Below are 22,914 nucleotides of genomic sequence, written 5' to 3'. Positions count from 1 at the left end.
CAAGCAGCGCGCTTTGTTTTATTTGACTACATTATTTGGCTACATTGAAGAATGCAGGCACTACGCAATCTTTAGGGTCACATGGTCGCTAGTATTCTCACAATCCGCAACTACGCGAGCACCATCATGCACCTTTCCAGAAAGCAGCAATCGAGCAAGCTGATCGCCAATTTCCGTTTGAACCAATCTACGCAAAGGACGAGCACCATAAACTGGATCATAGCCATGCTCCGCAAGCCAAGCGCGAGCAGAGTCACTCACATCCAAGCTAATGCGGCGGTCGCTCAAGCGTGCAGCCACTTGACGAACTTGAATATCCACAATTCCACCAAGCTCTTCGCGGCTCAACGGATGGAACATAACAAGCTCATCCAAACGGTTGATGAACTCTGGCTTAAACTCAGCGTGAACAGCGTTCATAACAGCCTTGCGTTTAGCAGTATCGTCCAAGCCTTCTTGCACAAGGAATTGCGAGCCCAAGTTTGATGTCATAATCAAAATCGTATTCGTAAAATCAACCGTTCTACCCTGACCGTCAGTCAAACGACCATCATCCAAAACCTGCAACAAAATGTCGAATACTTCTGGATGTGCCTTCTCAACTTCGTCAAAAAGCACTACAGAATACGGGCGCCTACGCACAGCTTCAGTAAGCTGACCGCCTTCCTCGTAGCCAATGTAGCCAGGAGCAGCACCGATTAGACGAGAAACGGAAGCCTTTTCCATGTACTCGCTCATATCGATGCGAACCATTGCACGCTCGTCGTCAAACAAAAAGTCAGCAAGAGCCTTTGCAAGCTCCGTCTTACCAACGCCAGTAGGACCCAAGAATAGGAACGAACCAGTTGGGCGATTTGGGTCTGCAATTCCAGCACGGCTTCTGCGCACAGCATCCGCTATAGCCTGGATTGCTTCGCTTTGGCCAACAACGCGCTTAGAAAGCTCCTTTTCCATGTTTAGCAGCTTCTCATTTTCGCCTTGCATTAAACGACCAACAGGAATACCCGTCCATTCGCTAACAACTCCAGCAATAGAATCAGCATCAACCTGGTCTGGAACCATTGGCTCTTTCGCTTCACTCTTAGCATTAGCAGCCTGTGATTCCGCTTCTTCCAAAGCTTTTTGAATGCTTGGAATTTCGCCATACAAAATACGGCTTGCTTGCTCCAAATTGCCTTCGCGCGTGAATTTGTCGGCTTCTACGCGCTTAGCATCGAGTTGCGCTCGCAAATCGCCAACCTTGTTATGGCCAGCTTTTTCCGCATCCCAACGCGCTTTCAATCCAGAAAGCTTTTCACGAGAGTTAGCTAATTCTTCCTGCAACTTTTCTAAGCGTTCGCGCGCAGCAGCATCTTCCGCTTTCTTTAATTGCATTTCTTCCATTTCAAGACGCGTAACTTTGCGCTGCAATTCGTCGATTTCTTCTGGCTGAGAATCAAGCTCCATACGCAAGTGAGCTGCCGCTTCATCCACCAAATCAATCGCCTTATCTGGAAGTTGTCTACCAGTAATATAACGGTTTGAAAGCGTTGCTGCAGCTACGATTGCATCGTCACTAATCGTCACCTTGTGATGCGCTTCGTAACGTTGCTTAAGCCCACGCAAAATCGTCACCGTATCTTCAACAGAAGGCTCGCCAACAAACACTTGCTGGAATCTGCGCTCAAGAGCGGAATCCTTTTCAATATGCTCGCGATACTCGTTAAGCGTAGTTGCGCCAACCAAGCGCAGCTCGCCGCGCGCAAGCATTGGCTTAAGCATATTGCCAGCATCCATTGAACCTTCTGCAGATCCTGCGCCAACAACAGTGTGAATTTCGTCAATAAACGTAATAATTTGACCGTCTGATTGTTGAATTTCCTTCAACACTGCCTTTAAGCGTTCCTCAAACTCGCCGCGATACTTCGAACCTGCAACCATCGAAGCTAAGTCGAGGCTGATAAGACGCTTATTTTGCAAAGTCGTAGGCACATCTCCTGCAACAATTCGCTGAGCCAATCCTTCTACAACTGCCGTTTTACCAACGCCAGGCTCGCCAATTAGCACAGGATTGTTCTTCGTGCGGCGAGAAAGAATCTGAATCACGCGACGAATCTCCTGATCGCGCCCAATCACAGGGTCAAGCTTTCCCTCACGAGCGCGCGCAGTCATATCAACCGAATACTTTTCGAGCGCTTTGTAGTTGCCTTCCGCGTCCGGACTTGTCACTTTCGCACCTCCGCGCACAGTTGGCACAGCCTTGCGCAACGCATCTGCCGAAACATTGTGCTTTTTGAAAATATCTGCAACAGAATTCGGCGCGCTTGCAACTATGCCAATAAGCATGTGTTCCGTAGAAACGTATTCGTCTCCCATTTCGCGCATCTCTTTTTCGGCTTGACTTAGCGCAGCTAAAAGCTGACGACTTGCATCTGGCTTAGTTGTAGTTGAGCCAGTAGATGAAGGCAATGCCACTAATGCGTTGCGAATTTCAGCTCCGATTTGTTGCGCATCTGCACCAGCCTGAGCAATAAGCGCGCGCACGACGCCCTGCTCTTGGCGAAGCAAGGCATCGGCCAAATGTAACGTATCAACTTGCGCATTGCCAGCTGCCGCCGCGCTTTGCACAGCATCACTTAATGCATCTTGCGCTAAGGTTGTAAACTTTTGTTCCATATTTACCCCCATTTGCACCGCTATCTAGCGGATTTTAGGTGATTTGCGTGCGATTTTTGCAATTACACTCAAACCACATTCTGTCAATTTCTAAAACTTGAGTCTACTACACTCAAGTTTTGTTTTCAAGATGTTTGTGGCGTTTCCTTAAATCTTCGGTTGCTTGCGACTTTTCCGCAGCAAAGTCGTCAATCGCAAAGTCGTCAGTCAAATATCAAAAATAAATAAGTATCAAAAATAAATAAGTATCAAAAATAAATAAGTATCAAAAATAAATAAGTATTAAATATGTCGTAATCTTAAAAATATGAGAATTGCACGTTTTTCCTATAATGAAGTTCCTCAATACGCGTTTGTTCAAAAAGACGAAGCAGACGGCAAGGATTATTTAGTAGCGCTAGAAGGTCATCCACTAAGCCCTCAAGGAGTTAAGCCAACAGGCAAGCGCTACGAGTTAGATGCCGATGGCGTGCGCCTGCTTGCGCCAGTGATTCCTTCAAAAGTCTACGGATTGGCAAAAAACTACGATACGCGTTCTGCTGAAGAGCGCGCATCTTCTGCTGCGGCCGCGTCGCATACTGCAGCGGATATGGTGATTTTTACAAAGCCAAGTACTTCTGTAGTCGGTCCAGACGATCCGATTGTTATTCCTGCTTTTTCGAACGATATGAATTTTGAGCCAGAAGTGGCTGTTGTTATGGGCAAAATCGCCAAAAATGTGTCGGCAGATGCTGCAATGGACTATGTTTTTGGCTTTACTTGCGTAAATGACGTGACTTTGCGCGATTGCGCAGGCAGCGACCCAATGTTTACGCGCGCAAAGGGCTTTGACACTTCTTGCCCACTTGGCCCATGGATTACAACAGAGCTAAATTGGCGAGACGCGCATATATCCTTTACGCTTAATGGTAAAGATGTGACAGAGGCGGACGGCACTACAGCACGATTAATCCACAGTATTCCAGAGCAAATTGCTGCGATTTCAAGCTTCTCAACGCTTCTTCCAGGAGATGTGATTTTGACTGGAACGCCGTATCCAGCAGGAACTTTGCGCGCTGGTGACGAAGCGATTGTGCATGTAGATGGCATTGGTTCGCTGCGCAATGTGATTATGCATGCGTAACGGCAATAAAAGTAAAAGATAAAAATCAGAAGCTAGACAAAACTTAATACTACACAAATGCGCGCGGGCCAAAGATTGCCGAACCGATTCGAACCATCGTCGAACCTTCGGCAATCGCCCACGCAAAATCGCCGGACATTCCCATTGAAAGCTCTAATTTTGCAGAGTTTCCATCATGATCTTGCGCTAGTTGTTCACTCACGCAATCTCTAATTTCTCGCAATTTTGCGAAACCACTTCTCACTATTTTTTCATCATTCACGCGCGCTCCAAGCGTCATTAATCCGCGCAAATTAAGCGATGGCAAACTAGATATAGCGAGTGCTTCGTCAATCGCACGTTCTGGAGCGCACCCAGATTTCGTAGCTTCTCCCGAAACGTTCACTTCCAGCATAACGTTTGTGCAAAGTCCCAAATTTTGCGCGCGAGCAGATATTTTTTGTGCAAGATCAATGCCATCAACCGACTGAATCCCATTTGCAAGCGGCAAAACTTTGTTTATTTTATTGCTTTGCAGCTGACCAATTAAGTAGAGCGGAATTTCGCCGTTTACACCAACGCTTAAGCCTTCTTTAGCAGCCTCTGCGCGTAAAATCTCGGCTTTTGCAACAATTTCTTGCGTACGATTTTCCCCAATTACGCGCACTTCAGCACGAAGCGCTGCCATGATTTCGCCAACATCGCGCGTTTTAGTTGCAGCAAGCAGCGTAACAGACCCAGCTTTGCGCCCGTAACGCGATTCGGCTTGAGCAATGGTGTCTTGCACGATGTGCACGCCGTCGGCAATTTGACGCGTACGAACACAATCAACCTCAGTATTCGCTAAATCTTTTTGCGTCATATATGCCATTTATTGCCCCAATCTATCAGTCTAAATACATAGTTTAGTCGAGGAATGGCACGGATTTGTCGGCTAGGTTTGCGCGAACAGAATCCCACGGCGTTTCGTCGTTTTCAAACAACGCAAGCGCATCTGCAGCGCTCATGTCTACAGGCTGATTTTGCTCAGGATTCTTGTATCCCAAAAGATACATGCAATAGCCAATAATGCGCTCGGCGCTCCATCCAGATTCGCGAAGCGCACCAACGTCTAAAGAATGCTTACTTTTTGCGAGTCGCTCGCCTTGAGCGTTATCGATTAGTGGCAAGTGCGCAAATTGCGGACGCACGTAATGCACGTCATGAGCCGCAAAAAATCCCGATTTTTCTAGCAGCTCACCAATCCAAATTTGAAGCGCCGCCGAACGCAGCAAATCGCGTCCGCGCACAATATCATTTACTCCCGAAAGCACATCGTCAACAACAACCGCAAGTTGGTAGGAAAAAACGCCATCTGCGCGACGAATCACCATGTCTCCCAAATCGCGATTAATGTTAAACGATTGCGCGCCAAAAATCGCGTCCATAAAACTCACATTTGCTTGCGGCGAATCATCCGAGGGAACAGCAAGTCGCAAAGAATGTTGCTGATTATTTTGCAAACGCTTTTCGATTTGCGCCAAGCCTTCCGCGTTTTCGCGAAGATTTCTGCACGTACTCGGGTAGCGTATAAAGCCGTCGCCTTCTTGCGGAGCTGCAATCGCTCGAATATCGGAACGCGAGCAAAAACAAGGGTAAATCAGGGAATTTCCGTCGTCGTCTTGCAAAGATTCTAGCGCCTCAAGAGCTTCTTGGTAGATAGCATTGCGATTATGCTGATAAGTCGGCTCTCCAATCCAATCAAGACCAGCCCAATGCAAATCGTCAATAACTCGCGCGCTGGCATCCTTCGGCATTCGCGCAATATCAAGATCTTCCAGACGCAAAATCATGCTTCCACCTTGCGATTTTGCAGAAAGCCAAGCAGCCAACATTGCTACCATATTGCCAATATGCATACGCCCAGAAGGAGTTGGCGCAAAACGTCCAATTGCAATAGTTGACTTTGAAAACATTATTCCGTCTTTCTTAATGTCTTTCTTAAAATCTTTCTTAATAAGCACAAGCTTGCAGGGCACAAGCTTGCAAAATAAAAGCGCGTAACGCATTCATACTAGCATTACGCGCTTCTTACAACCGCAATTAATCACAATCAACCGTAATCAATAACAGTTAAAAGCAACCGTTTTACGCAAATAGCGACTTAAATATAAGCACGCCCAAAATCGCGCCAGCAGTAGGAGCAACCACTGGAATCCACGCCTCGCCCCAGCGAGAAGAACCCTTGTGTAGAATCGGCAAAATGGCGTGAAGTAAGCGCGGCATAATGTCTCGAGCAGGATTCAAAGCAGGACCAGTAGGGCCGCCCATAGAAGTCACCAATCCCCAAACAACAAAGCCAACTACGATTGAAGCGCCAGCCAAATTCTTCTCTCCCCAAGGAGAAGTTAGGCAGCAAAGAGCTGCCAAAACAAGCACGAGCGTGCCAAAGAATTCGTTGAGGAAGTAGTTAAGCTTGTTATTGTAAGCGTCTGTAGTGCAGAACGTGCCAAGAATTGCTTCTGGCTCCTCAGTCTCGTTGTAATGTGGCAAATAAGTTACGTACACAATAAGCTGGCCAACAAGCGCGCCTAAAAGCTGAGCAACAATATAAGGTGCAACATTTTGCCACGGGAACATGCCATTTACGGCTTGCGCAATAGTCATAGCAGGATTTATGTGTGCGCCAGAAATTCCGCCAAACATTAGCACTGGGAACATAACACCAAAACCGTAGCCCATAGCAATGTTTAGCCAACCTGCGTGATGACCTTTAGTGTTTTTAAGTTCAACATTGGCAACGGCTCCATTGCCAAAAATCATAAGAATGGCAGTGCCAATAAACTCAGCTGCCAACATTACTGTAAACGAGTGCTGCATGGTTCTTCGATCCTTCTTAATTGTTTTGCTGTTTTGCTCTTATTTAATAAATCATTTTCAAAGAAGCTAAGAAAATGAATTTCAACAATATTGTTTCAGCAATTGTTCTTTGATAGTTTCCCCTAAGAGCCAGACAGTGTGAGGAGTATGGCGCGTGCAATGCGTGTAGTGGGAGACTTAGCAGATGGCGGCGAACTAAAATCCACATCAAAAGAGGCTCACCACCTTGGCGAGCCTCTTACTACAAAAACAATCTTGCGGATTCATCTGCACAACATCCTCGTTGCAACGGTAAAAGTCTTAAGTATCCGTCCAACGTAATTGGAATCTAACATCCATACATTTTTGTGGGTTACCGCTCTTTTAATTTGTTCTTGTGATTATTATTATCGCTGCTTTTTACTTAAGAGTAAAGTGCAAAATCGCTTTTGTTAATATATTGTAATTAGTGTTCATTCGCACGCGGGAAAGTCGCAAGTTTTGCATCATTTTGTGAACATGCAATGGTTGTCATGTTCAAATGCGTTCACATATTGAAGATATCGGCGTGTCGAGCACTCGCAGCCGCCGACACTCAGTCGCGCACATCCCTTACAGCGCATACAATTACGGAGTATGGTACAAATTTTTGACGCTCCCTCAAAGGCGATTCTGCGCGGACAAATTGCAGAGCACATCGCCGAAGACGAAAAGGCAGAAAAGCGTGAAGCTCGTGAGGGCGAGCTACCGTTGCCAAAAGATCGCTTCTTTGACCGCGAGCTTAGCTGGTTAAAGTTCAATCGTCGCGTGCTTGAGCTAGCGCAAAATACTGATTTACCACTTCTTGAACGCGCTAATTTTGCAGCCATCTTTGCGTCCAACCTAGACGAGTTCTTTATGGTTCGAGTTGCAGGCTTAAAGCGTAGAATCGACTCGGGAATCGCAGTAACCGCAGCAAGTGGGCTTAGTCCGCGTCAACAATTGCGCGCAATTAGCGAGGTTACGCATCGTCGTCAAGATGAGCATGCGCATTATGTTATTGACCACATTTTGCCAGAACTTGCTAAGCAGCGCATTGTTATGCTCAGTTGGGATAAGCTTACGCAATCCGAAAAAGATAGACTTTCAGACTATTATCGCAAGCAGGTTTTCCCAGTATTAACGCCACTTGCGGTGGATCCTGCTCACCCATTCCCATATATTTCTGGCAAGTCAATCAACTTGGCTGTTATTGTAGAAAATCCAAATTCTGGAAAGTCGCATTTTGCTCGCGTGAAGATTCCAGATAATTTGAATCGTCTTGTTCCAGTTGACGATTTAACAGACGAAGAAGGTCGCGAAGAGCGCTACGGCTTTATTACTATGGAAAAGTTGATTGCAGCACATTTGGAATCGCTTTTCCCAGGCATGATTATTAAGGAAGCACGATCTTTCCGCGTTACGCGTAACGAAGATATTGATGTTGAGGAAGACGATGCAGAAAACTTGCTCAACGCTATGGAAAAGGAGCTTTTGCGTCGTCGTTTTGGGCCGCCTATTCGTCTTGAGATTTCCGACGAAGCTAGCCCATTCTTATCGCAGCTGCTGGCTAATCAATTGCGCGTAAGTCCAGAGGAAGTCTATCGTTTGCCTTCGCCGCTAGATATGACGGTTCTTTTTGAGTTGCAAGCGCTAGATCGCCCAGATTTGAAGTATCGTCCATTTATTCCTACTACAAATCGCCAGATTGCAGAAGTCGAAACTAGCCACGCGCAAGATATTTTCGCTTCGATTCGCGAGCACGATATTTTGTTGCATCACCCTTACGATTCGTTCTCTACTTCTGTTCAGGCGTTCTTGGCGCAGGCGGCGGCAGATCCAAAAGTGCTTGCAATTAAGCAAACGCTGTACCGCACGTCTAGTAATTCGCCAATTATTGACGCTCTTGTAGACGCGGCTCACGCTGGCAAGCAGGTGCTTGCGCTTGTTGAGATTAAAGCGCGATTCGACGAAGACGCCAACATTGCTTGGGCGCGCAAGCTTGAGCGCGCAGGCGTTCACGTTGTGTATGGCATTGTTGGATTGAAGACGCATTGCAAGCTTTCGCTTGTGGTTCGTCAAGAAGCCGAAGGATTGCGCCGCTATTGCCACGTTGGAACTGGCAACTACAATCCTAAGACTGCTCGCCTTTACACAGATTTGGGCTTGCTTACTTGCGATCCTGTAGTTGGTCAAGATTTGACTCGTTTGTTTAATCAGCTTTCGGGTTACGCTCCAAAGTCAAGCTTCCATCGTTTGCTTGTGGCTCCTCGCACAGTTAGAACGGGCATTATTGAGCGAATTCGCAGGGAAGAGGCAGCGGCTCTTGCTGGAAAAGAAGCGTGGATTAAGATTAAAGTCAATTCTGTTGTTGACGAAAAGACGATTGATGCTTTGTACCGTGCGGCTCAAGCTGGCGTAAAGATTGACATTGTGGAGCGTGGAATTTGCTCGCTAAAGCCTGGCATTGAGGGCTTGAGTGAGAATATTCGCGTTCGTTCTATTCTTGGCAGGTTCCTTGAGCACAGCCGAATCTACGCTTTTGCTAATTCTTGCGGTCCGCAAATTGGTGACGGCCCTGCAAGTGGCCCAGAAGTGTGGATTGGCTCGGCCGATTTGATGCATCGCAATCTTGATAGGCGCGTTGAAACGCTGGTTCGCATAAGTGCTCCAGACCAGGTGGAAGCGTTGATTCAGTACATTGATTTTCAAATGGCGGATTCAACGGTTTCTTGGTGGATGGATGGCGACGGCACTTACACGTTGCATTCTCGCGATGCAGAGGGCAGGCCATTGGTAGATAGCCAGGAATACTTGATCCGCACGCATACGCGTAAGCCGCGCGGCGTTAATTAACTTACGATTAGCAAAAGCCAGGGCATTTAGCTCTGGCTTTTTGCGCTCCGAATTCGTTATATTTGTCTCGCTCGCGAGACATTTGTAACGTTTTTTGGCCTACTTTTGTTAGATTTGTCTCACTCGTGAGGAATTTGTAACATTTATAGCATTTATAACGCAAAATAGTGTATAACTTGTACAAAAATGCCGCGCAAGATTTATTCAAGCGCGGCATAACATTAATCGCAGTTTAATCGCGAGTTAAATCGCAACTAATCACGAAGCGTAGAGAATATCTACAACAAAGTAAAGAGTTGAATTTGCAGGAATAGTTACATTTCCTTTTGCGTCCTTCTTATCTTCTTTGCCGTATCCATCTTCTGGTGGGATTACCAAAAGAACCTGTGACCCAACTTTCTTTCCAGCTAAGCCTTTAGTCCATCCTGGAATAACTTGACCAGCCAGCGAGAAGTCTGCAGGAGTGCCGCGCTTCCATGATGAGTCAAATTGGTACAATTTTCCGTCTTTGTCTGTAGTCCATCCAGTGTAGTGAGCGGTTACTGTGCTTTTTTCGGTAACCACTTTGCCGTTGCCTTCAATCAAAGTTTGAGAAATCAACTTTCCATTTGGCACGTAGTTATTCTTATCTAATGACGGTGCGCCAGACTTATCGAGAGTTACCTTCGGCAGATTTTGCGGAATATCTTTAACTTTGTTGCCTGTTGCGCGATCAAGAGTTTTCATTGCAGAAACAAGAGTTAACACCATTACGTACGCGTCTTGCTTAGTTTGTGGATTTGCAGGAATTCCAAACGCAATCGTGGAATTAATCTTCCTGCCCTTAAGCAGCGTGTAGTAAGACTTGCTAGTAACACCCTTTTTAACAACAATTGAGCAGTCTGGCTTTCCTTGCTTCCATGTGTTCATAAGCTCTTTGCCGCTTTTAGCGTTGTACACAATGCCATTAGCGCATACGCGACTATTTTCTGGGATTTTAGTGCCATTTCCATCTTGCAAAATGGCGTAAGAATTTGGCTTAACATCTATAGGTGCTGTTAACTCAACCTTTGGCTGCTTTCCTAAAGCTCCGCTAGCCTTAACGCCACTTAAAACGCTCATTCCAGCTGCGTTTGCTTCGCTACTTGCTGCGCCATTGCTTGACTCGCTGTTTGCGCTACAAGATGCTAATCCAAAGCACATGGCAATTGCGCTCGCAGTACAAATTACTCGAGTTATAACTGATTTAGTCAAATTTAATTTGGTTTTTGTCATAAGTTTAAGACTATAACTTGCATGTGATTTTGGTGTGATTTAACTAGCGATTTGTGTGCGATTTTAGTGTGATTTAACTAGCGATTTTAGCGCGATTTAAGAGCGATTTAAGAGCGATTTAGTCGCAATTCCAGCGTGATTTATTGCGCAAAACATCAAACCTTATAAAAGATTAGTAAAGATTGTAGAATAGATAGCAGTGGATAAAATATAACGAATTTAGAATTACGTTAATAAGTTTGTGCGCGTGCGGGGTGCCTAATTGGCGGCGTGCCAAGCTTAAGAAAGAGGTTTGATGCAACGTCCTACAAAACGAGCTAGGTTTATGCGAGGAGTAGTGGCCCCAATTTTTGGCCTTCTTGCTGCTCTTAGTATTGTTCTTGGTGTGCTTAACGCAACTGTTTGGAAGCCAAGCTCTATTGTTTCGGCGCATGCAAACGTGTATGGGTCTAGATACATTGTTACAGATCCAGGCGTTTTGAATCTTGTTGACTATAGAGTAAAGATTAGCGTTGCGGCACTAAATAGTCGCAAGCCGATTTGCGTTGCAGTTGGCTTAGCTAAAGATGTTCGTGGATGGACTAAGGGTTATTCCGTTCAGCGAATAACGGGCCTTAATAACTGGAGTAGTCTTTCTACCGATGTTATGAAGGCAGACGATAATGCGCGTGTAGATAGCGCAAAAACGGCCGATTCTAAGGTTTCTAAAGACGTTTCTAAAGATGCTTCTAAAGACGTTGATTTTAAGGATTCCGATTTATGGACTAACGCCACTTGCCAAATGGGTTTGGCAAAGTTGTTTGTAAATGCTGCCGACTTTGAGCAAGTGGGGAATGCGGCGGATTTAGCGTTAAAGCAGGAGTCGCAAGAGCAAAATAGTGCGCAAAGCAATGCTCAAAATGGCGCGCAATCGCAGACTTCTCATCAAAAATTGTCGTCGGAGTTGCAATCAAAAATTGCACGCAGGGTTCTTATAATCGATCTTGGTAAGAATTCTCCCGAAGCTTTTGTTGAATTGCGTTGGCGCAGGCATAATCTTCCTGATTTTGCTACTCCTATGTATTTTGTAGGAGCGTTGTTTATTTTGCTATGTGGCCTTTCGGCTTCTGTGTTTGCAATGGCTCCGCATCGCAGGCGAAACAAGCGACTTGTTGCAAGCAGAACGGGATTGATTAGTGTTGAAAACAATAGCCAAGAAGAAGTTAAGTTCTCGGAGGCTTTGGCTGGAACAATAGCTGGCGTTTTTGGTAGCAATAAAGACAAAAAGTCTAAGCATAAAGTGGGCTCTGGTGCGCATGCGCGTCACGGAGTTCACGCAAGAACGCGTACAACAAAGTCGCAAGCCGCTGGAGATTCTTCTATAAGCGTAAAGTCTGGTCTAAATTCTTCCCCTACTGCGGCTTTAGACGAAACAACTGTTATTTCTAAAGATGATTTGCAAGCTTATTTTGCAAGGCTTGCGAGCGAGTCGGGTTCTGATTTTAAGGGCGATTTTGCAGCAGGGAATAATGCTGCAGGGAATAACGTTGCAGGGAATAACGCTGCGGAGAATAATGCAGCGGAGTCTTTCGACTTGTCTAGCGCGAATCAGTCGGAGCAATCGAAGGATTTGCATGAATCTGCGGAATCTAGCGAATCTAGCGAATTTAGAAATTCGGGAATTGCAGGGAAGTCTGGAAAATCACAAAAATCACAAGGCGCATCTAAATCACAAACTGGGTTTGCAAAAAAGCGCTACAAGAAGGAATCGTATAAGGATCGCAAGAATCGCAACGATTGCAAAGAAAATTTTGCTGACGACTCCAAGAAGACCAATCGCGGTGAACATAAAAATCGAGATGGCATAATGGATGCAGAGTATCGTAAAGACAACGATAATCGTAAGCGCGATAATCGCATTGGCGAAAATCTTGGCAAATCGTCGGAGGCTGGCGATTCGAGTAGCGCAAAGCCTGGTGAAGCAAGGCGCAAGTCGCGCAACCAGTTTAACCAGCGTGACAACAGAAGCCAAAATCGTGGCAAAAATCGCAAGTATAAAGGCTCAGAGAATCGCACGAGTGGCTATGCAAGTGGCGGAAATACCAACGGCAACAAGGTCAGCAATAACGCCAGCAATAATGCCAATCGTGGTGCAAATGGCTCTAATAATGCTAGCCATCAAAATGGCAGCCGCCAAAACGGTCCTCAAAGTGGCTCCCAAAGTGGCTCCTCAAAACCTTCAAAAAACCGCAAAAAGTAACGTATTTTGGAAAGTGTGACTATGTTTTATGCGCATAAAATCAAGCACTACGCGCGTTTTGCGTGTGCTTCGGTAATTGCTTCGTCAATGTGCCTTACGCTTTGCGCTTGCGAAGGCCAAGTTCCTAAAGCTGCAGAAGGCTCTAGCGTTAAAGAGCTTCCAGATGTAACTCCAATCAAAGAAAAAGATATACGTTTAAGAGTTTTGCGCTCTTTAGAAAAAGCTAACGAAGAGAAAAACGCAAGTAATCTTGCGGAATACATGAGTGGCCCTTCGGCTCTTGTGCGCGCAAGTGAGCTGGCGATTGCTGCAAAAACGGGCAAGCTAGATGCAAAAACCACTATTCCGCGTGAAGTTGCTCAAACAATTGTTCCAACAAACGCAAGTTGGCCGCGCGATTTAATGACAATTACTACAACAACAAAAGACCAGCAGTCTAAACGTTTGTTGGTGATTCGCCAAGATAGCGCGCGCTCAAACTACAAGCTTTGGGCTGTTGCAAGGCTTTTCCCTGGTGTGCATTTGCCAAAATTCCCAGTTCCTTCAATCGGAGCTTCTATGGGCAAAGCTAATGATTCGGGGCTTGTTATGTCTCCACACGCGGCTGCGACTGCATATGCGGATGTTTTGCAAAGGGGAGAATCGAGCAAGTTTGCAAAGTATTTTGCTAATGATTACTTGCGATCGAAACTAAGCGAGCTTTCTAAAACAGTTCAAGCTGGAATGGAGCGAAATAAGGGATCTCAAGAACAAGTTTTTACTCCTATAACAAACCAGATTAGCGTTATGCGTGCAAGCGATGGGAGTGATTTGGTTATTGCTCGCATTGATTCAGTTTGGACTAGAAAAGCTGGAGAAGGCCGCGAATCTAGGCCAGCTTCCGACGAAGAAAAAGCGTTATTTGGGGATTCTAAAGCCACTTCTACAATGCGCGTAACTTATGTGAACGTTGTTGCTATGGTTGTACCTCCTGCTGGCTCGGATGCAAAGATTATTCCTGTTGGAGCGGAGCGTCAGCCTATAAAAGTGGAAGCGCTGTAAGCGTTGTAGAAGCGCCTTAGGCTTTCGGTAATGCGTTTAACGCTTTAGAGATATTTGTAAAGCAATACAAGCAAAAGAGGAAATATGGTTGATTCACAATCTATGGGCATGAATCCAGGCGGATTTTCGCTTGCTGGAGCAGTAGACCTAGAAGGCGTAAAGCGCAAAGCGGAGGCTCTTGCAAAGCGCGAAGCTGCCGAAAAATCTGGCAAACCGCAGTCTAAAATTCCGCTTGCAGGCGGATACGTGATTGATGTTAACGATCAAACTTTCCAGGCAATGGTTCAAACTTCCGTAAGTTTTCCAATTATTTTGCTTGTTTGGCAAAAAAGTGACGAAACTTCTTACGACTTAGCGCAAAAGCTTGCGGATTCTGTTAGCGCCTTAGATGGCAGAATGCAGCTTGCGCGAATTGATGCGGATGAAAGCCCATCGATTGCTCAAGCTTTGCGTGCGCAGCAGCTTCCAGCTGTATATGGATTGGTTGGGGGCAGGCCAATGCCTATTTGCCAAGGATTGCCTAGCGAAGATGAGTTGAATCAGATTTGTAGTGCCATTTTGCCGCAATTAGTTAAGGTTGCGGAAAAGTCTGGTGTTGCTGGAACGGCTCCTTATGTTGATTCGGCAGATTCTGGTGTAGACGATAATGCGGCGGATTCTGGCGACTCTGCGGATTCTGGCGATTCCTCCAGCATTCCCCCTGAACACAAAATTGCGCACGATGCAGCTATGAATGGCGATTATGCTCTTGCTGCGCGCGAGTATGAAAAAGTATTACAAGCTAATCCGAATGACGAATTGGCATCTCGTGAGCGCGCTAAGGCTTTGCTTCTTAGCAGAAATATGAATACAAACGTGGAGGTTGTGCGCAAGGCTGCTGGCGATAATCCTGGCGATGCTTCCGCTCAGCTTGCTGTAGCAGATGTAGATATGATTGATGGTCACATTGACGATGCTTTTGGCAGACTTCTTGATTTTCTTGCTTCTCACAAAGATTGCGCAGAGGTGATTAAAAACCGCATGCTTGAGTATTTTGCAATGCTTCCTGCTGACGATGAGCGTTTGAATCGTGCTCGCCGCCGCCTAGCGATTCTTCTCTACTGATATATCAGATATACCACGCAATTACTCCGCCAACTAAAAAGATTAAAAGAAAAGCCAAGATTCGCATTCGTGAGAAATATGCGATTCTTGGCTTTCTCGTAGCGGGGCATGGATTTGAACCATGGACCTCTGGGTTATGAGCCCAGCGAGCTACCGAGCTGCTCCACCCCGCGTCGGCTACTTTTAGCAGCTCTATCTACGATAGGGGCAAATTTGGATTTGTCAAGTCTTCGGCGTGTTTCTCGCATAATTTTATCGCGCAAGCAGTTTAATTTTAAACAAATGTGGAGTATAATAAACAAGTGACTAAAGCGAGTTATTAAGAATTTGCGTACTTGCTATAATCGCAACACTCGTTAATAATCAGCAATATAACTCAAATATAACTCAAATGTACAAACTAAGAGTAGAATCAGCTTTTTAGAGATATGTTTTCGTTTCGCACATACGTCAACGAATGAATTTACAGGATTTACGGTTTTACAAACTAGCTTGTGAATAACTTTAATATTTAGCGCAACTGTATTGTAAAAGAGTCCTACAAGGAGGCACGAATGAGTGGAGCTATCGAAGTTTTAGCGAAAGCTGCGCATATAAATGTTGCGGCGTTGCTAGCTTCAGCAAAGCCAGAGATGCCAAGCATTAATGACTTTTTGCCGCCAGAGATTTTATTCCAAGGCACACCTTTTGCCATGAATCGAATTATTATGGTGCGTCTTATTATGGCCGTAATCGTTATGATTATTTTTGGCATTGGAGCAGCCCGCGCAAAAGTGGTTCCAGGAAGATTCCAAAGCGTGCTAGAAATTCTAATGGACTTTGTGCGATTTAACATTGTGTACGAAATGATTGGCGAAGAGCGCGGAAAGCGTTATGTGCCAATGATTACAACTCTTTTTATAACAATATTCTTCTTTAATCTTTGCTCAGTTATTCCAGGCTTAAATATAGCTGCAACCGCAACTATTACAGGGCCATTAGTGTTTGCTCTTTGGGTTGTGTGCCAATACTTAATCACTGGAATTAGAGAAAAAGGATTCCTAACGTTCTTCCGCGAATCCTTGTTCCCAGCAGGCGTGCCATGGCCGATTTACTTTATTCTTACGCCATTGCAGCTGCTGGAATTGTTGATTGTGCGACCACTTTCGCTTACAATCCGTTTGTTTGCGAATATGATTGCTGGCCATTTGCTGGTGGCCACTTGCCTAGTATTCACCAACTTCTTTGTGGTGGATTCCAGCAATAAACTCCTTGCCTTAGGCGGTGCATTGTGGCTGCTTGGTGGCATTCTGTTTACAGTATTCGAAATAATAGTTGCAGGCTTGCAGGCATTTATTTTTACCGTTCTTGCATCTGTGTATATTTCGGAAAGTTACCCCGAGAAAGAAGAAAAATCTGCTGTTGCTGTTGCATAGATAGTTAAAACTAATTAAAGCAAACAAATAAATCAGGTTTAATAATCTTAGGGTTTATAACTGGTTACTGTTCCTAAAGAAAGGAAACCAATGAATAGTATCATCGCTCTCGCAGGATTGACGGGCAACCTTAGCATTCTCGGCTTTGCCGTTGCTACTCTTTCCCCTGCTATCGGAATGGCAATGGTTGTATCCAAGGCTATGGAATCCACTGCACGTCAGCCAGAAGTCGGCAACCGTATTCAGTTGTTCATGTTTATTGGCTTGGCATTCATCGAGGTTCTGGGCTTGCTCGGATTCGTTGCCTACATTATGGGAAGCTGAACCGAACGAAACAACTCGTTCCAACGCATACAAGTGTTGAAAGAATAGAAAGGACAAGCCATGGCATATGCAGCCGAAACTAATAAACTGGCGTTGTTCTTGCCGGAGCCTTACGACGTTATATGGTCGCTGGTTATTTTAGTTGTTCTTGCAGCGTTTTTCTACAAGTTCGTTATGCCTAAATTCCAGGCAATTCTTGATGAGCGTGCAGAGAAAATCGAAGGCGGAATGTCTAAAGCAGCCAATGTGCAGCGTGAAGCTGATGAGCTAAAGAGCCAGATGGAAGAAGAACTCGCCCAAGCTCAAGCAGATGCTGCGAAGACTCGCGAACAGGCTCGTGCACAAGCTTCCAAGATTGTTGATGAAGCAAGACAGCGTGCAGAGAAAGATGCTGCGAAGATTATTAGTGAAGCTCAGCATTCCATTGAAGCTCAGCATAAGCACGCCATGACTAGCCTCCAAGGAGAAGTCTCGGTACTCGCTGCGGCGTTAGCTGGAAAGATTCTTGCTTCTAAGCTAGATGACGATACCGTAGGCTCCAAGATCATTGATCATGTGATTGATGAAGTAGGAGACGTTAAGGATTCGGCGCAAAACAAGTAGTCAAAGCAAGCTTTCACTAAGTCTTAAGTTTTAAGTCTTATGTCTTAAATCTTAGTGTTGCTAATCGCTACTTAGTTTTGCATAAATGAGGAGGTACGGATGCCAGAAAAGGCATCGCGAGTGAGCGAAAACTTATCGCGTTCTTCGCTTGCGCAAGCCATTTCAGATGCTCATGACGAAGCTCAGCGCATATCTGATGAGCTTTCAACAATGATGGATACGCTAGAAAAGTATCCAGAGCTTTCTGACGCCATTACCGATCCAAATAGGTCTTCGGAAGATAAATCTCGCTTAATAGACGAGCTTATTGGAGGTAAGGCGCATCCCGTTGTTTTGCGCATTATGCACTACCTGGTAGGAACTTGGCATGGTGGCGCAGAAAGTGGCAAGACGGGCAGCTTTGGCGGCGCATGGTCTGGTTTTGAGCGCGAAGCAGGCGAAACTTTGGTTACTGTTACAACCGCTCAGCCTCTTACGGATAAGCAAATCAAGCGTTTGATTGAGATTTACACCAAAAAGTTGGGTCATCGTGCATACATAAACCCAATCGTAGATCCAAACGTGCTTGGTGGAATGCGTATACGTATTGGCGATCAAGTAACAGACCGCACAATGTTAATGCAGCTTAAGCAGTTGCAGCGTTCTGCGCGCAATGGCGCTTGGACACAGGCAGTGAAGTAATAAATTAAGGAGAATTATGGCGGAACTATCTATTGATCCCGCCCTTATACGCAAGGCACTTGACGGGTTTGTTGACTCGTACAAGCCAGCAGACATGCCAACGCAAGAAGTTGGCTATGTTGTTACGGCTGGTGACGGCATTGCGCACGTAGCTGGATTGACTGGCTGCATGGCAAACGAGCTGCTCACCTTTGAGAACGACACCTTGGGTCTAGCGTTTAACCTTGATGCTCACGAAATCGGCGTGGTTATTCTAGGCGATTTTACGGGCATTGAAGAAGGGCAGGAAGTTTACCGCACTGGCGAAGTGTTATCTGTGCCAGTGGGAGACGCCTATCTTGGTCGTACAGTAGACCCATTGGGTAATCCAATTGATGGTCTTGGCGCGATTGAGTGCAAGGAGCGTCGTATTCTTGAAGCCCAGGCTCCAGACGTGATTCATCGTCACCCTGTGGATGAGCCTTTGTCTACTGGCCTAAAGGCCATTGACGCGATGACGCCAATCGGCCGCGGTCAGCGTCAGTTGATTATTGGTGATCGTCAAACTGGTAAAACCGCAATCGCAATCGATACGATTATTAACCAGCGCACAAACTGGGAAAGTGGAGATCCAAAGAAGCAAGTTCGTTGCATTTACGTAGCAATCGGACAAAAGGGTTCAACAATCGCATCTGTACGTCAAAGCCTAGAAGAAGCAGGCGCTATGAAGTACACAACAATTGTTGCAAGCCCAGCTTCGGATTCTGCAGGTTTTAAGTACATTGCTCCATACACTGGTTCTGCAATTGGCCAGCATTGGATGTACAACGGCAAGCACGTTTTGATTGTTTTCGACGACTTGTCTAAGCAAGCAGAAGCATATCGTTCGATTTCTTTGCTTCTTCGTCGCCCACCTGGGCGTGAAGCTTACCCAGGCGACGTGTTCTATCTTCACTCTCGTCTGCTAGAAAGATGCGCAAAGCTTTCCGACGATATGGGCGGCGGCTCAATGACTGGCTTGCCAATTATTGAGACCAAGGCAAATGACGTTTCTGCATACATTCCAACTAACGTGATTTCCATCACCGATGGTCAGATCTTCTTGCAGTCCGATTTGTTCAACGCAGGTCAGCGTCCAGCAGTCGATGTTGGTATTTCTGTGTCTCGTGTTGGTGGCGCAGCTCAGGCTAAGGCTTTGAAGAAGGTCTCTGGCATGCTTAAGATTTCGTTGGCTCGTTACAAGTCTTTGGAATCCTTTGCAATGTTTGCTTCCGATTTGGATGCAGCTTCTAAAGCTCAGCTCACTCGTGGCGCTCGCTTAACCGAGTTGCTTAAGCAGAAGCAGTTCTCGCCTCGCTCTATGGAGCAAGAAGTTGTTTCCGTGTGGGCTGGTACTCATGGAAAGTTAGACGACATTCCTGTAAAAGACGTGCTTCGCTTTGAAAGCGAGATGTTGGATTATCTCGATAAGGGAACCGACATTTTGCAGGTGATTCGCGATACCGAGGACTTTACAAAAGAGACAGAAGCAAAGCTTGATGCCGCAATCGAAGATTTCCGTAGAACGTTTAAGACTTCTGCAGGAAAGCCTTTGATTGTTAAGGATTCTTTGCCTCCTGCTGAGAATCCTGCTCCTGTTGAGAAGGAAAAGCTTGTTGCAAAGCCAAAGTCGGATGGTCGCGATTCAAGCAATAACGAGTCTGAGGGGAAGTAGCGTATGTCTTCCCAACTTGCATTGAAATCGAGAATTATTTCCACACAGTCTTTAGGTAAAATCTTTAAGGCTCAGGAAATGATTGCGTCTTCGCATATTGCAAAAGCGCGAGATATTGCGCTTAACGCTAAGCCATACAGTGACGCAATTTTCGATGCCGTGCAGGCGTTGGTAGCTCATCACGAAGCAAACATTAAGCATCCAATCTTTGGAAAAGAGCGTGCGGGTAATCGCGTAGCCGTTCTGGCGTTGACTTCCGACCGCGGAATGGCGGGCGCGTTTACGTCTTCGATTATTCGAGAAACCGAGGCGCTGCTTACAAAGCTAGACGCCGAAGGAAAGCACGCAGAGTTGTACGTGTATGGTCGCCGAGGTGCAACCTATTACAAGTATCGTAATCGCGACGTTGCAGGCACTTGGGAAGGGTCTACGGATCATCCTGATGTAACAATTGCAGAGCGAATCTCCGATACTTTAATGGACGCGTACATGACTCCCGAAGAAGATGGTGGCGTTAGCGAGCTTTACATTGTGTTCACTGAGTTTATAAACATGGTGAGGCAAAAGGTTCGTACTCTGCGCATGCTTCCAGTTGAGCTGGTTCCGTTAAAAGACGGCGAAGAGTTTGCTATGCATCGTCCTGACTACGAGGCGGCTTCTGGCCCTTCGGCTTCGCTTTCTTCTACGGGTGCGGTTTCGGCGCGTGAAGAAGCTGTTAGTCGCAGTAATCCAGATGCTGTGGAATATTGCTTTGAGCCTAGCCCAGACGAAGTTTTGGATGCAGTTTTGCCAAAGTATATTCAGTCGCGTATTCACGAATGCTTGCTTACATCTGCAGCTTCCGAGACGGCTAGTAGACAAAATGCTATGCATACGGCTACAGACAACGCCCGCAATTTGGTGGATGATTTAACGAGAAAGCTTAATGCTTCTCGCCAGGCTTCCATCACACAAGAACTTACCGAGATTATCGGCAGCGCTGATGCGCTGAATAATGAGGAGGAATAGGAGCATATGGCTGAAAATCAGACCACAGCACCTCCAGAAGATGCAAAGGAAGACGACCCAACGGCTGGCCGCGTAACCCGTGTTCAGGGTTCCGTGATTGACGTTGAGTTCCCAGTTGGCTATCTTCCAGATATTTACAATGCTCTCAAGGTTGATATCAACACCGTTGGAAACACGGAGGGAGATACCGTCCACGAGATTACGCTGGAAGTTGAGCAACACCTTGGGGATTCAACTGTGCGAGCAGTGGCGCTTAAGCCTACGGACGGTTTGGTTCGTGGTGCTTTAGTGCGAGATACTGGTGGCCCAATTTCTGTGCCTGTTGGAGATGTTACAAAAGGTCACGTTTTTGACGTTACTGGCAACATTTTGAACGCTAAACCAGGTGAAAACATTGAGGTAACTGAGCGCTGGCCAATCCACCGCAACCCACCTGCTTTCGATCAGCTTGAGTCTAAGACTCAAATGTTTGAAACGGGCATTAAGGTTATCGATTTGCTTACCCCTTACGTTCAGGGCGGTAAAATTGGTCTGTTCGGTGGTGCAGGCGTTGGTAAAACTGTGTTGATTCAAGAGATGATTCAGCGCGTTGCTCAGAACCACGGCGGTGTGTCTGTGTTTGCTGGCGTTGGCGAACGTACTCGTGAGGGTAACGATTTGATTGGCGAAATGGCAGAGGCTGGCGTTTTGGAGAAAACGGCGCTTGTCTTTGGCCAGATGGATGAGCCTCCTGGGACTCGTCTTCGCGTGCCTCTTACCGCTTTGACTATGGCTGAGTACTTCCGCGATGTGCAGAATCAGGATGTGTTGCTGTTTATTGATAACATCTTCCGCTTTACTCAGGCTGGTTCCGAGGTTTCTACGTTGCTTGGTCGTATGCCTTCTGCAGTTGGTTATCAGCCAAACTTGGCAGATGAGATGGGTGCGTTGCAGGAGCGTATTACTTCTACGCGCGGCCATTCCATTACCTCGCTTCAGGCTATTTACGTGCCTGCAGATGATTACACCGATCCTGCACCTGCAACAACGTTTACGCACTTGGATGCAACTACTGAGCTTTCGCGAGACATTGCAGCTAAGGGTATTTACCCAGCTGTGGATCCTTTGGCTTCTACTTCTAGAATTTTGGATCCTCGTTATGTTGGCCAGGCTCACTACGATTGCGCTAACCGCGTAAAGGCCATTTTGCAGCGCAATAAGGAGCTTCAAGACATCATCGCTTTGATTGGTATTGATGAGCTTGGTGAGGAAGATAAGACCACTGTGAGCCGCGCTCGTAAGATTGAGCAGTTCCTTGGTCAGAACTTCTACGTGGCCGAAAAGTTTACTGGCCGCCCAGGTTCTTATGTTCCAGCAGACGAGACGATTGAGGCGTTTACGCGCATTTGCGATGGCGTTTACGACGAAATCCCTGAGCAGGCGTTCTCTGGTATTGGTGGCATTGACGATCTTGAGCGTCGTTGGCACGATATGCAGCAAGAGTTTGGTGCGTGATTATGGCAGAAAAGCAAGTGAAAACGCTGCACGTTAGTGTGGTTGCAGCCAGGCATCCTGTTTGGGAAGGCGATGCCAAGTTTGTTGTTATTCCTTCTGTGAATGGCACAATGGGCGTTCTTCCTGGGCATGAGGCTGTGCTTGCGTTGATTGATCACGGATTTGTAAAGGTTGACGATTTGCAAGGCGTTCGTCACGTTTTTAAGGTGACTGACGGCTTTTATTCCGTTGACAACGATCACATTACGATTGCTGTTGAGCATAGTTGCAATGTTGATAAAGACGGCAACGTTTTGCCCAATGCAAAAGTGATTTAAGGCTAACTCTTACGGTTTTATAAGGCCTAAGTTTCATATATTGCAGGAGTTTGCGATTATTTATCGCGACTCCTGCTTTTGTTTTATCTGTTTTATCTGTTTTAGCGTTTGATCTGTTTTATTTCTGTTTTATCCCTGTTTATCTGTTATGGAAAGGTTATAACAATACATTAGGGGGGTAGGGTATCTGTATACTTTGTAATGATTTAATTTAAGCCTAAATTGAATCACTTATTGTGCTGTTTTAGCAAATAGGCTCTTCGCATGATGAT

At 46.0% G+C, this 22,914-nt stretch carries 19 protein-coding genes and 1 tRNA gene; 14 read left to right on the top strand and 6 right to left on the bottom strand.

Annotation, left to right across the window (positions count from 1 at the left end):
* Nucleotides 1-60: 60 nt before the first annotated feature.
* Entirely contained in the window at nt 61-2,655 is a 2,595-nt protein-coding gene (gene clpB / locus HXT45_RS00395; RefSeq protein ID WP_032840367.1) for an ATP-dependent chaperone ClpB, read from the bottom strand.
* A 307-nt stretch (nt 2,656-2,962) separates the two neighbouring features.
* Between clpB and HXT45_RS00390 the strand changes: the two genes are divergently transcribed.
* Nucleotides 2,963-3,778 (top strand): fumarylacetoacetate hydrolase family protein, encoded by an 816-nt coding sequence (locus tag HXT45_RS00390; protein WP_115761464.1) that lies wholly within the window; start codon nt 2,963-2,965, stop codon nt 3,776-3,778.
* Nucleotides 3,779-3,827: 49 nt separating this feature from the next.
* Here the strand turns inward: HXT45_RS00390 and HXT45_RS00385 are convergent, their stop codons facing one another.
* The 3 genes from HXT45_RS00385 to HXT45_RS00375 all read right to left on the bottom strand — a co-directional run bounded on the left by HXT45_RS00385 (nt 3,828) and on the right by HXT45_RS00375 (nt 6,616).
* Nucleotides 3,828-4,628 carry a YggS family pyridoxal phosphate-dependent enzyme gene (locus HXT45_RS00385; RefSeq protein ID WP_115761465.1) on the bottom strand — a complete coding sequence of 267 codons (801 nt, stop codon included), beginning with the start codon at nt 4,626-4,628 and terminating at the stop codon, nt 3,828-3,830.
* Between the two features lie 34 nt (nt 4,629-4,662).
* Nucleotides 4,663-5,712 (bottom strand): glutamyl-Q tRNA(Asp) synthetase, encoded by a 1,050-nt coding sequence (locus tag HXT45_RS00380; RefSeq protein ID WP_032816068.1) that lies wholly within the window; start codon nt 5,710-5,712, stop codon nt 4,663-4,665.
* 172 nt (nt 5,713-5,884) lie between these two features.
* Nucleotides 5,885-6,616, bottom strand: coding sequence for an MIP/aquaporin family protein (locus tag HXT45_RS00375; protein ID WP_421781810.1), 732 nt, complete (start codon nt 6,614-6,616; stop codon nt 5,885-5,887).
* A gap of 147 nt (nt 6,617-6,763) precedes the next feature.
* Here HXT45_RS00375 and HXT45_RS00370 point away from each other — a divergent pair, with 147 nt between their 5' ends.
* Both HXT45_RS00370 and HXT45_RS00365 read left to right on the top strand, forming a co-directional pair.
* Complete coding sequence (locus tag HXT45_RS00370; protein ID WP_421781808.1) at nt 6,764-6,937, top strand: hypothetical protein; 174 nt, start codon at nt 6,764-6,766, stop codon at nt 6,935-6,937.
* A gap of 294 nt (nt 6,938-7,231) precedes the next feature.
* On the top strand, nt 7,232-9,469 hold the full coding sequence (locus HXT45_RS00365; protein WP_016635630.1) for an RNA degradosome polyphosphate kinase: 2,238 nt from the start codon (nt 7,232-7,234) through the stop codon (nt 9,467-9,469).
* 258 nt (nt 9,470-9,727) lie between these two features.
* On the opposite strand, the gene HXT45_RS00360 is transcribed toward HXT45_RS00365, so the two are convergent.
* Entirely contained in the window at nt 9,728-10,723 is a 996-nt protein-coding gene (locus HXT45_RS00360; protein ID WP_415680894.1) for an FKBP-type peptidyl-prolyl cis-trans isomerase, read from the bottom strand.
* Nucleotides 10,724-11,018: 295 nt separating this feature from the next.
* Between HXT45_RS00360 and HXT45_RS00355 the strand changes: the two genes are divergently transcribed.
* The 3 genes from HXT45_RS00355 to HXT45_RS00345 all read left to right on the top strand — a co-directional run bounded on the left by HXT45_RS00355 (nt 11,019) and on the right by HXT45_RS00345 (nt 15,107).
* Nucleotides 11,019-12,962, top strand: coding sequence for a hypothetical protein (locus HXT45_RS00355; protein WP_415691405.1), 1,944 nt, complete (start codon nt 11,019-11,021; stop codon nt 12,960-12,962).
* Nucleotides 12,963-12,983: 21 nt separating this feature from the next.
* Nucleotides 12,984-14,003, top strand: a complete 1,020-nt coding sequence (locus tag HXT45_RS00350; protein WP_415691406.1) for a hypothetical protein — start codon at nt 12,984-12,986, stop codon at nt 14,001-14,003.
* Between the two features lie 84 nt (nt 14,004-14,087).
* Nucleotides 14,088-15,107 (top strand): tetratricopeptide repeat protein, encoded by a 1,020-nt coding sequence (locus HXT45_RS00345; RefSeq protein WP_060785814.1) that lies wholly within the window; start codon nt 14,088-14,090, stop codon nt 15,105-15,107.
* Nucleotides 15,108-15,206: 99 nt separating this feature from the next.
* Here HXT45_RS00345 and HXT45_RS00340 read toward each other — a convergent pair.
* Nucleotides 15,207-15,280 (bottom strand) — tRNA-Met (locus tag HXT45_RS00340).
* A 381-nt stretch (nt 15,281-15,661) separates the two neighbouring features.
* On the opposite strand from HXT45_RS00340, the gene atpB reads away from it, so the two are divergent.
* From atpB to HXT45_RS00300, 8 genes are all read left to right on the top strand, one after another.
* On the top strand, nt 15,662-16,522 hold the full coding sequence (gene atpB, locus HXT45_RS00335) for a F0F1 ATP synthase subunit A (protein WP_060785815.1): 861 nt from the start codon (nt 15,662-15,664) through the stop codon (nt 16,520-16,522).
* Between the two features lie 90 nt (nt 16,523-16,612).
* Entirely contained in the window at nt 16,613-16,846 is a 234-nt protein-coding gene (atpE, locus tag HXT45_RS00330) for an ATP synthase F0 subunit C (protein ID WP_004105752.1), read from the top strand.
* A gap of 60 nt (nt 16,847-16,906) precedes the next feature.
* A complete protein-coding gene (locus tag HXT45_RS00325) occupies nt 16,907-17,449 on the top strand; it encodes a F0F1 ATP synthase subunit B (RefSeq protein ID WP_004131533.1) in 543 nt (180 codons plus the stop codon).
* A gap of 99 nt (nt 17,450-17,548) precedes the next feature.
* Entirely contained in the window at nt 17,549-18,130 is a 582-nt protein-coding gene (locus HXT45_RS00320) for a F0F1 ATP synthase subunit delta (RefSeq protein ID WP_102704814.1), read from the top strand.
* 16 nt (nt 18,131-18,146) lie between these two features.
* On the top strand, nt 18,147-19,823 hold the full coding sequence (gene atpA, locus HXT45_RS00315; RefSeq protein WP_128813821.1) for a F0F1 ATP synthase subunit alpha: 1,677 nt from the start codon (nt 18,147-18,149) through the stop codon (nt 19,821-19,823).
* A 3-nt stretch (nt 19,824-19,826) separates the two neighbouring features.
* Nucleotides 19,827-20,831: a F0F1 ATP synthase subunit gamma gene (locus HXT45_RS00310; protein ID WP_004131536.1), complete on the top strand. Its 1,005-nt coding sequence runs from the start codon at nt 19,827-19,829 to the stop codon at nt 20,829-20,831.
* A gap of 6 nt (nt 20,832-20,837) precedes the next feature.
* A complete protein-coding gene (gene atpD / locus HXT45_RS00305) occupies nt 20,838-22,325 on the top strand; it encodes a F0F1 ATP synthase subunit beta (RefSeq protein WP_004131537.1) in 1,488 nt (495 codons plus the stop codon).
* Nucleotides 22,326-22,327: 2 nt separating this feature from the next.
* Complete coding sequence (locus HXT45_RS00300; protein WP_004131539.1) at nt 22,328-22,642, top strand: F0F1 ATP synthase subunit epsilon; 315 nt, start codon at nt 22,328-22,330, stop codon at nt 22,640-22,642.
* Nucleotides 22,643-22,914 lie beyond the last annotated feature (272 nt).

This window comes from Gardnerella sp. DNF01199S (assembly GCF_049244155.1).
Classification (GTDB): domain Bacteria; phylum Actinomycetota; class Actinomycetes; order Actinomycetales; family Bifidobacteriaceae; genus Bifidobacterium; species Bifidobacterium piotii.
Note: the sequence above shows the minus strand (reverse complement) of the source record. Positions and strands in the feature narration are given on the sequence as shown.